An 11,293-nucleotide genomic window follows, 5' to 3' on the forward strand; every position below is an offset into this window, starting at 1 on the left:
TTACGCCCTTTAAATATCCTTAATGAAGACTTATTTCAGGTTACTTTCATTTGCCAAGCCAATTGAAAAATTTGCCATTCCATATATAATAGCCACCATATTTTCTATCATTTTTAATACGCTTAACCTGGCGTTGCTGGCCCCGTTATTACAAACATTATTCTCTTCTGATAAAACAAGCGGCATTGCATCTGTACAGGCACATGTTAAACCACACTCGTGGTTTGATATAATGGGTATGTTTAATTATTATGTACACTATCTTATAGATCATTATAATGCATGGGTAACTTTACAGGTAGTTTGCGGCATTATTGTAGCCTCAGTTATATTGGGTAATTTGTTCAGGTATATATCCCAGCGTATTATGGAAAATTTAAGGGTGCACACGCTTTTAAATTTACGTAGATCAGTTTTTGATAATGTGATGAACCTGCACCTGGGCTTTTTTAGTAACGAGCGCAAAGGTGATATCATATCCAAAGTAGCATCAGATGTACAGGTGGTACAATATTCTGTTACAGGAACCTTGCAGGTAGTATTTAAAGAACCGCTACAACTTATCGCCTATATAGTAATGTTGTTTTTAATAAGCGCTAAGCTTACTTTTTACTCGTTGTTGGTTATCCCGGTATCGGCATTTATTATATCGCGTATAGTAAAAAGGCTTAAATCGCAGGCCATAGCCGCGCAGGAAACTTATGGCAATATGATAAGTTACCTGGATGAAGCATTATCAGGCATTAAAATTATCAAAGCCTTTAACGCGGGCGATTTTATAAAAACACGTTTTAATAACGAAAATAAAAAGTACTCGTCCATAGCACGATCTATGGCTAAGCGCCAGCAACTGGCATCGCCTGTGTCCGAAACCATGGGTGTTGCTATGGTAAGCTGCATCGTATTGTATGGTGGGTATTTAATATTAAACAAAACATCGGCATTAAGCGGTCCTGCATTTATAGCTTATATCGCTTTGTTCTCGCAGGTAATGCGCCCGGCTAAAGCCATATCAGATTCATTTAGCAACATCCACTCCGGCATAGCTGCCGGCGAGCGTGTATTAGCGTTGATAGACGAAAAGCCATTAATAATTGATGCGCCAAACGCTATTACAGTAACCGAGTTTAACGAAGGCATCCACTTTAAAAATGTATCGTTCGCTTACGAGGAAAAATTGGTTTTGAATGATGTTAACTTAAACATCCCCAAAGGAAAAACGGTAGCACTAGTCGGCCCGTCGGGTGGTGGTAAGTCTACTTTGATGGATTTGATCCCACGTTTCATTGATCCGCAAAGCGGCGAGGTATTGATCGATAACCATAATATTAAATCCATCACTGCCGAATCATTAAGATCATTAATGGGCTTTGTTAACCAGGAATCTATTTTGTTTAATGATTCTATTTATAATAATATAGCCTTTGGTAAACCCGATGCCACACCAGAACAGGTGGAAGCAGCGGCTCGCATTGCCAACGCGCATAACTTTATACTTGAAACCGAAGAAGGTTATGATACCAACATAGGCGACCGTGGTACCAAACTATCCGGCGGACAAAGGCAGCGCATTTGTATAGCCCGTGCCGTTTTAACCAACCCGCCAATAATGTTGCTGGATGAGGCTACATCAGCATTGGATACCGAATCTGAAAAACTGGTGCAGGATGCCTTGAATAACCTGATGAAGAACCGCACCTCATTAATCATCGCTCATCGATTAAGTACTATACAAAATGCGGATATAATTGTGGTGTTAGAAAATGGAAAGATAGCAGAACAAGGCAATCACCAGGAGTTAATAAGCCATAATGGTTTATATCGAAAGTTGATAGATATGCAAACCTTTAGCGCCGATTAAAGAAGCGCCATGAAATTAACCTCATGGCGCTTCTTTATAGCTAATCTTTAAGATGATTGTTATTTAATTCAATTGTGTCCAAATATAATTATATGGATTATTGACACCTCCTGCCGTGCCGCTGTAAAGGTGGCCTACTGAGTTTACTACCCAAGGATTGCCAGTTTTATCTACAGCAATGTGAACAGCTGCGCCGTAAATTAATATCCAGTCACTACCAGACCATTTGTAAATCCCGTAGCCATCTGTATTTATCGTATTATTCCCTATTGCAAATACACTTCCATTAGCCCCAATTGCTAGATCGGTAATCCTGCCGGGCAATGATTGAAAAACAGTGCCGTTATATTTAAAAACATAATTCTGAGCATTTATGACCCATGGTCTCCCAGTAGGATCTACTTTTATTTTGACAGCGGCTCCTTGAATTTTTGTCCATGTGCCATTAGACGCATACCCATATATACCATACCCTCCTATATCAGTGGATGTATCCCCTATACCATACATTGCCCCATTTGCACCTATACTTACATCGGTAAGCCCCATTGATACTAGTTGCCAAATATTGGATACGTATTGGAAAAGTTTTCCTTCATTATTTACAACCCAGGGCGTACCGCTAGGTGTTCCCGTAATAGCAATACCTGCACCGTTTAATCTTGCCCAGGCATTATTTCCCCATTGGTATATTGCATTTCCTCCATTACCAACATTTGTTGCACCTATTGCATATAAAGTATTTCCGGCAAATGCAAGATCAGAAACAGTTAATACAGGAATATTAGGTGTACCTACATAAAGTTCAATTTGCAGAGAGGGTTCAGAGAATAAATTATAACCGAACCACATCATGCCTGGTCTATCCGGATCCCCAGCGGGATTGTTATTATAGGTAGTTCCATAAGAGTTTTGGACAAGGAAGGCTTGTTTTGCATCATCGTAACCTACTATACAAACTTCATGACCTGTACCTAAATCATCAGTTCCTACTGCTGAATAAGTGGTGCCATTGTAAAATGCAGTCAGAAAACTTGAAAATGCCTTAAATCCCATAACTACCGGAAGGTGATAGCTCAAGGCTATTTTAATATCAGAGATAGTTGAAAGTGAATAAAAATTCCCTATCTTATTTGTGGCAGCATCATTTATCACACTAGTGGCAGGTAAATGGCAAAAGTCATCAGAATTGTCCCCAGTGTCTCCAGGGTCAGGGTCTAAAGTATAACTAGGTATTCCTTTTATCTTTGCAATATTGATTCCATTATATGTGTGCATTCCTGGGTTACCACAACCCCCATAAAACGAATGATCCATTTGATAAATAAACCAGGGACTTCGTGGGTTGCTAACATTTATACCTGGAAATTCGTTGTTAAGAGTCTCTATCATTGCATCTGTTGCAAATGATACGCAAGTATTGCTAGTACCTTGGTTCATTACCACTGGGTAATTTAAGTATACACTAGATGGAAGGGTTGCATCAAGCTTTAAATCTTTAGCAAAACCATTCTTTGAAAGAAGTGATTTTATTTGATTAAAATCTGCTTTAGGGGCATTTAGATAAGCTTTTCTATCAAGTATAGCACCAAAACCGGGCATTTTTGATACTTGATTTTTTGTTTGATTCGTTTGAGTTTCAAGTGGTGTTTGTCCCTTTCTACAGGAATCAGCGAATAGGATTAATAAAATACCCGTCAGGAGCGTTGTTAAATTTTTTTTCATGATTAAGAATTTAAGTTAATTATATTGTATACTAATATAATTAAATATTAACCAAAACGAAATGGTTAATTAATGGTTAATCAAAAAAGAGAATTTTAGTAAACAGGGCTTATAAATATAATCCCGGTTTGTTGCTATCTCACAAGGAAACTAACTAAGGGAGAGGTACCATAGCAATTGATTTATCCTAGCCCGCTAGCATCATAATAAACCACAAAATTTATATGGGTTATAGATAATATTCTCATCTGCCTATCAACCATTTAGCCCTGCTTTTATTGATCAGCGAAACTATTATAAATGTTACAATATAAGCGATTAAAAAGCGAGCTATCATATAAGCCCAGACCTCACCATAGGATAATCCTTTAATGCCAAACCTAAGCGATGGGAATATCATGGGCAATAACATAGCCACCAATATATAATGTATAAGGTATATACCGTACGTAGTTTCGCGGGGTTTTATGAAGTTGACGAATTTGAAATTCTTTATTTTCAGCAGGAAGAAAAAGAAACACATAGAGTATACAATATTGCTTAACCTCAATGTGTTGTAAGGATCTACGCTGTTTTGCGCTTTAAGGTATAATATTTCTTTTATGCCAATTAGGCCGGTTATTATTGATAAGAAAAGCCAAAGCCAAATAGACGTTTTGTTTAACCATTTTTCAAAAGCGGCTAAATGCCTGTTAAATTGCGCGCCCAGCCATAAAAAGAATACAAATCCAAATATGGCGGTAGAGTGTCTTGGCTCTATCCACTCGTTATATATATTAAACATATAAAGTACCGTGAATAAAAGCAAACCCGCTCCCAGCCAATAAGAATACAGGTAACGCTGAAACAACAATAATATACCTATACAAATTAAAAAATTGGGTATAAACCAATAGTTGCTGTATAAGTAAATAACTTTAAAATAATTAAAGAACCGGGCGGTGTAATTTGGCTCAAACTGGCCATGGTTAAACTGGTAGGCGCTTACCACATCATTCAATACAATTGTCCCTAAAAAAAACAACGACCAAAATACCCAGGGTAATATGGTATTGTCAACGCGCCTTTTTAAATATTGTAGCGGGGTGTAGGTGGTAAATTTCTCACCGATCAAAAATCCGGCTAATAAAAAGAAGGCTATGGTGCCAAATTTTATATACTGAAGAACAGTCGCCAAAGTAATTATACTAAGGCTGTCGGTGGGGTTGTATTGCTCAGCGTTAAATGAAAAACTATGCTCCATTACAATACTGATCATAGCAATTGCGCGTATGGCATCTATAAACTCATAATTTTTCTTAGCGGGAACTTCGTTAACTAAATTCTGCATGAGGGGCAAATATACTATTTGAATTAATTAGCTTTTGTCACAATTTTATATTGTATTTAATAAGCAATAACAGGCTATAAAGCAAAAAGCCACCCGTATTACAGATGGCTTTGCATTTTTATAATAAGATCAGTTAGTTTATATATAATATTGATTAGCCAAATTTAAAACCGAAGCCTAATTGTACGGCCTGGTTGCGGTATGATGGAACAATATTGTTACCATTTGTATTTCTTCCTTGCATGTCAATTGCATAACGTGCACGCAATTCAACTTTGTTGGTAACGTTTATACCTAAACCAATTACCCCTTGTAATAAAAGATTGCTGCTGGTATTAACATAATTTTGTTGTTGTGACTTTGTAAAGCTAGCGCTGAATGAATTGCTTGAAGAAATAGCGTAAGATATTTGCGGGCCTGCATAAAAGCTTATTCGTGAACCTGCTTTAAATTTAGCTAGTACCGGTATGTCAATATATTGAGAGCGTTGCGTAAAGTTACCAAATGAAGTACTTGCGCTGTATCCTTTTTGTGCATATAATATTTCTGGGGTTATTGATAGGGTGTTGTTTATAGGCAGATCGAATGCAAAACCCGCGCTAAAACCTGCAAGGCCGCTGGTGTTAAAATTTGCACCACCTGTAGTATTTGTCATTGAGGCACTTGCTGTAAAAGCCACTATCGGGTCAGTACTACTTGATAAATCATAACGATCACTGTTTAAATATGTTTGAGCGCTTAGGGTCCTTGTAGCCAGCAATATTGTAGCTAAAAGGAAAATTTTTTTCATTTAATTATAAATTCTTAACACCCGCTTATACGATGTTTAATAATAAAGTGTTGCATTTTTTTGCCATTTTAATTTACTTTTGGTTTATGCAGCTAATCAGAAACTATTTAAGACCATTTTTACTATTAATCTTTAACCTTTTTGTTTTACCCGCATTTGCCCAACAGGGTAACTATATTCAATTACTGGGCCAACAAAATAAATGGGTAGATTCTGTATATAACAAGCTGAGCCGCAGACAGAAAATTGCTCAGCTATTCTTTGTTAGGGCACATACAAACAAGGGGGTAAAATATGAAGATTCTGTAGCTAATGTTATTGATAAGGAGCAACTTGGTGGTGTAGTGTTCTTTCAAGGCGGACCGGTTAGGCAGGCTGAATTAATCAATCGTTATCAGCACATTGCTAAGGTACCCCTACTAATTGCTATGGATGGAGAATGGGGAATTGGAATGAGATTAGACTCTACACTATCATACCCATACCAGATGACTTTGGGCGCCATACAGGATAACACCTTGATTTACAAGATGGGCCAACAGGTGGCTTATGATTTTAAGCGCCTGGGCATGCAAATGAATTTTGGGCCCGATATGGATGTAAATAATAACCCCGATAACCCGGTTATTAACTACCGGTCCTTTGGAGATAATAAATATAATGTCGCCAAAAAAGGTATTGCTTATTTTAAGGGGATGCAGGACGCGGGGTTGCTTACCACCGCAAAACATTTCCCCGGCCATGGCGATACCAATGTCGATTCGCATTTTGAATTACCTTTGCTGCCTTTTACCCGTCAGCGGTTAGATTCGTTAGAAGAATATCCTTTCAGGGAAGCTATTGCCGCAGGTATTAATGGCGTTATGATAGCCCACATGAGTATCCCCGCGTTGGATAGCACCAAAAACCGACCGTCAACCTTATCTAAAAAAATTGTGACCGGAGTTTTAAAGGATTCATTAGGCTTTAAGGGATTGGTCGTATCTGATGCTATGGAAATGAAGGCGGTAACTAAATACTTCCCTAATGGTGAAGCAGAACTACAGGCATTTTTAGCGGGGAACGATATTATAGAATTATCAATGGATTCGAAAAAAGCCATTTTAAAAATACGGAAAGCGGTACGTAAAGGCTTAATATCCAATGCTGATTTTGAAGCGAAAGTAAAAAAGGTACTAGCCGCCAAATATTGGGCAGGATTAAATAACCGGAAAGATGTTATAACTACTAACCTCCTTTCTGATCTTAACCGCGAACCGGCCCGTCAGTTGATACAACAATTAAGCGATGCCGCGGTAACAATGATAAAAGGTACTACAGAGTCTATACATCTTAATCCATTAGAAAAAACAGCAATTGTAAGCATTGGGGTTGAGAGTTATACAACTTTCCAGACAGAACTGGCCAGGTGGTCGCCTAACTGCCATTTGTTCCTGGTAAATAAAAGTACGCCGGTTGCCGACCTGAACCGTATATTAGAAATGCTGAAGCAATACAACCAGGTTTACGTAAGCATACATGATACCCGTACCCGCCCCGCAAGCAAGCTGGATTACAGTAACGGTGTTAAACAATTTATAGCAGCGCTGCCCGCAAATAATAAGGTGGTGGTGAGCGTTTTTGCCAACGCCTATACTATTGCCGGCTTGCCGGGCATTGAAAAAAGCGCGGGCCTGCTGGTATGTTACCAAATGAGCGATGAATTGCAAAGAGCAGCAGTAAAAGTTATTACCGGGCAATTAAAACCGACGGGTAAGCTGCCGGTAAGCGTGAATGTTTATTTCCCTACCGGGACGGGCTTATAGCAAAAGTGTAGCCGGATGTAGTGCGGTATAGTGCTGCTTTATACGTGTAGCAAAGTGTTATGTGGTGTTTCGAGGTGTTTTCAAACACTACAACCTTAAATAATTACATCCTTAAACGCAAGGATACCGAGCGGCCAAGTGCCTGCACCAAATTTGGATCAATGGTGTTATTATTATCTTTTTGGATCCAGGTTTTCCTTTCATCCATCATCAATTCTACTTTTTCGCCGTTAAAAATAAGCTCTAATTCGGTAGTGTGTTTGTCTATCAGGTTTGTATTAAGTATCTGATAGATATAGTCTTTGTCATCAAAAGTAATCCGTAGCGGTAATCCCATAGTCTCAATCCTCTGGGGTAAAGATAACGATTGTATGCGTTAGTCTCTTTTATTTTTTTTCTTATCTGTTAACATTTTCTCTCTGATATGGCAATGGTTTCTTCCCAGGTGTAGGTTCTGCCAACGCCATTATGATGATCAAGAAGTCTTCTATCTAATTCATCCAGCTATTCTTGCAAGATTAATTTATCGGCATCGATATCTTTGTCGCTTTGTTCTGGCATTAAGATTTGGGCACCGGCGATTTTGGTCGCATATCAAATTTAAATAAAAACTCAACTTCACTATAAATGTGAACCGAATATTTTAATAAGATAGTTCAACACGTCATCTATCCTTACTATCTTTACTAAACAATGATGCAATCCAATTCCAACAAATACAATCAAAAATTCCAGGAAGCTTTAGCCGGTTTAAACCCCGAGCAATTAGCTGCCGTAAATAAAATGGATGGCCCGGTGCTGGTTATTGCCGGCCCGGGTACAGGTAAAACACAGATACTGGCAGCGCGCATAGGTAAGATATTAACGGATACCGATGCTTTGCCAGGCGAAATACTTTGCCTAACCTATACCGATGCTGGCGCGGTAGCCATGCGCAAGCGTTTATTCGAGTTTATTGGCCCCGATGCTTACCGCATACATATATATACTTTCCACGCTTTTTGTAATGAGGTGATCCAGGAAAACCTGGAATACTTTGGCAAACTGAATCTGGAGCCATTGTCTGACCTGGAGTCGGCTATGCTATTCAGGGAGTTGGTAGATGATTTCCCTAACGACCATTTATTAAAGCGTTTTACCGGCGATGTATACTATGATGTGCCCAGGCTGAAAAACCTGTTCTCGACCATGAAGCGCGAGAACTGGAACGAGCAGTTTATTGAAACAGCCATCAACGAATATTTAGCAGACCTGCCCAATCGCGAAGAGTTTATCTACAAAAGAGCAAACGCCGCAAAAGGCATAGCTATTGGCGACCCCAAGCAAAAAGATATTGATGCCGCGCATGATCTGATGAAGAAATTGCTGGCAGCGGTTGTTGAGTACCAGCGTTACGATGCCAAAATGAAGGCCCGTGGCCGTTATGATTATGACGATATGATCATCTGGGTATTAAAAGCTTTCCGCGAAAACGAAGAGATATTACGCAAATACCAGGAACGCTACCATTATATTTTGGTAGACGAGTTTCAGGATACCAGCGGATCGCAAAACGAGTTGTTGAAGTTCTTATTAAATTACTGGGAAACCCCCAACGTATTTGTAGTGGGCGATGATGACCAATCCATCTTCAAGTTCCAGGGTGCCAATATGAAAAACATCCTGGATTTTGCTACCGATTATGTCAGCACGTTATCAACCGTTGTGTTAAAGCATAATTATAGGTCTAATCAACATATACTGGATATATCAAAAGCGCTTATCAACAATAATAATGAGCGATTAACTAAGCAACTATCATTAGATAAAAGCCTGCAATCGTCACATTCGAGATTTAACGAGTTAGTTGTAAAGCCGGTTATCCGCGAATACGAAAACCCCGATCAGGAAATGGTGGATGTGGCCATCAGCATAAAACATTTGGTAGATAGCGGCACCCCGCCCGGCGAAATAGCGGTTATTTACCGCAACCATAACCAGGTTGAGGCGCTGATACAATTTTTAGATGCGCAAAAAATTGCGGTTAATACCCGCCGTAAAATTGATGTCTTGACTATCCCTTTCGGCGAGAAGATCATCAACATACTGCGTTATTTAGCTATGGAGTTAGACTCGCCTTATAGTGGTGATGAGTTGCTGTTTGAAATATTGCACTATGATTTCTTTAACATCCCGCCGATAGAGATTGCAAAGGCCAGCATCGCGGTATCAAAAGAGAACTTTGTTACATCGGCCAATAATGTGCCTAAAACATCATTGCGTAGGTACATACACGAGATCCGCATGCCTGCACAAGCCGGGCTGTTTGATGCCGCGCCGAATGTGGAAATGAAATACCTGCTCAATAATATCGACCTGTTATTAACAGACGCATTGAGTGTTACGTTGCAGCAATTGTTTCAGCAGGTTATTGGCAAGATGGGCATACTGCGCTACATTATGCAGCAGGCCGATAAGGGTACTTATATGCAGGTGCTCACCAATTTCTTTGATTTTTTAAAGGACGAAAGCCGCAAGAATCCCGAAATAAAACTAGCCGACCTGATTGCTACCATCGACCTGATGAAGAAAAACAGCATCAGGCTGGACTTGAACCAGGTTATCTATTCGGATAACGGCGTAAACTTCTTTACCGCGCATGGCTCTAAAGGACAGGAGTTTGAGCATGTGTTTTTTATAGGCTGCGATAAAAAGACCTGGGACAGTAAGGGGCGCAACAATGGCTTTAGCTATCCTGATACACTAACGCAGGCGAGTAATGATGATATCGCCCAAAAAGAAGAGTCGCGCAGGTTATTTTATGTGGCGTTGACACGGGCCAAACAATGCCTGATGATATCCTATGCCAATAAAGATAAAAAGGGCAAGGATCAGGAGTCATCCCAATTCATAGGCGAGATATTAGCCGAAACCGATATGATTGTCGAGCATCCTAAAGTTGCTGAAGCTGCCATGATGGAGTTTTATGCTACCCAGTTTAGCGAAGCGGATAAACCGAAAGTTGAGCTCATAGATCATGGTTACATTAACCAGTTGTTGCAAAACTATACGCTATCGGTAACGCATTTGAGTAATTATCTGGATTGCCCGCTGCGGTTTTATTTCCAGTGTTTGATAAGGGTACCATCGGGTAAAAGTCCGTCTGCTACTTTTGGACAGGCAGTACATTGGGCGTTAAACAAGGCGTTTAGGTGGTTAAAGGATGATGACGATAATTTCCCATCCACAGAGCAATTTATGAAAGAGTTTAAATGGTACATGTACCGTAACCGCGACTCATTCACCAAAGAAGAATTTAAGTTGCGGGTTGATTATGGCGATAAGATATTGCCGCCATACTATGAGCAAAACGTAACCCAATGGAACAAAGTGGCTGTTACCGAGCGCGGCATAAAAAACATTGAGATTGAAGGCGTACCCATTAAAGGTAACCTGGATAAAATAGAGTTTGATGGCAAGCTGGCAACCATTGTAGACTATAAAACGGGCAAGCTAAAAAATGCCAAAGACAAACTGCTGCGCCCCACAAACGACAAACCCGAAGGCGGCGATTACTGGCGCCAGGCAGTATTTTATAAGATACTGATAGATAACGACCCCAGTAATGATTGGGAAGCAACCACCACCATATTTGACTTTGTGGAACCGATAAGCGAGGGCGAGTATTATAAAGAAAAGATAGTTATCAGTCCGGAGGATATAAGTATTGTTACAGAACAGATCACCACTGTATACCAGAAAATACTGGCGCATGATTTTAATACCGGCTGCGGTAAAAAGGA

The 11,293-nt window shown here is 39.7% G+C and carries 7 protein-coding genes; 3 read left to right on the plus strand and 4 right to left on the minus strand.

Translation table 11 applies throughout. From position 1 onward, the window contains the following. Window positions 1–22: 22 nt before the first annotated feature. The gene (locus JWQ34_RS17720; protein ID WP_299359561.1) at window positions 23–1,861 is read left to right on the plus strand and encodes an ABC transporter ATP-binding protein; all 1,839 of its coding nucleotides are present in this window, start codon (window positions 23–25) and stop codon (window positions 1,859–1,861) included. Between the two features lie 63 nt (window positions 1,862–1,924). On the opposite strand, the gene JWQ34_RS17725 is transcribed toward JWQ34_RS17720, so the two are convergent. From JWQ34_RS17725 to JWQ34_RS17735, 3 genes are all read right to left on the minus strand, one after another. Next, window positions 1,925–3,586 carry a tectonin domain-containing protein gene (locus JWQ34_RS17725; RefSeq protein WP_299359563.1) on the minus strand — a complete coding sequence of 554 codons (1,662 nt, stop codon included), beginning with the start codon at window positions 3,584–3,586 and terminating at the stop codon, window positions 1,925–1,927. Window positions 3,587–3,830: 244 nt separating this feature from the next. Beyond that, window positions 3,831–4,916, minus strand: a complete 1,086-nt coding sequence (locus tag JWQ34_RS17730) for an acyltransferase (protein WP_299359565.1) — start codon at window positions 4,914–4,916, stop codon at window positions 3,831–3,833. 154 nt (window positions 4,917–5,070) lie between these two features. Next, window positions 5,071–5,706 (minus strand): porin family protein, encoded by a 636-nt coding sequence (locus tag JWQ34_RS17735; protein ID WP_299359568.1) that lies wholly within the window; start codon window positions 5,704–5,706, stop codon window positions 5,071–5,073. An 86-nt stretch (window positions 5,707–5,792) separates the two neighbouring features. Between JWQ34_RS17735 and JWQ34_RS17740 the strand changes: the two genes are divergently transcribed. Then, the gene (locus JWQ34_RS17740) at window positions 5,793–7,511 is read left to right on the plus strand and encodes a glycoside hydrolase family 3 N-terminal domain-containing protein (RefSeq protein ID WP_299359570.1); all 1,719 of its coding nucleotides are present in this window, start codon (window positions 5,793–5,795) and stop codon (window positions 7,509–7,511) included. Window positions 7,512–7,614: 103 nt separating this feature from the next. On the opposite strand, the gene JWQ34_RS17745 is transcribed toward JWQ34_RS17740, so the two are convergent. Further along, the gene (locus JWQ34_RS17745; RefSeq protein ID WP_299359572.1) at window positions 7,615–7,848 is read right to left on the minus strand and encodes a hypothetical protein; all 234 of its coding nucleotides are present in this window, start codon (window positions 7,846–7,848) and stop codon (window positions 7,615–7,617) included. Window positions 7,849–8,204: 356 nt separating this feature from the next. Here JWQ34_RS17745 and JWQ34_RS17750 point away from each other — a divergent pair. Next, window positions 8,205–11,293 (plus strand): ATP-dependent DNA helicase (locus JWQ34_RS17750; protein WP_299359574.1); only part of this gene is annotated, 3,089 nt, incomplete at its 3' end.

It is taken from the genome of Mucilaginibacter sp. (genome assembly GCF_028288185.1).
Classification (GTDB): domain Bacteria; phylum Bacteroidota; class Bacteroidia; order Sphingobacteriales; family Sphingobacteriaceae; genus Mucilaginibacter.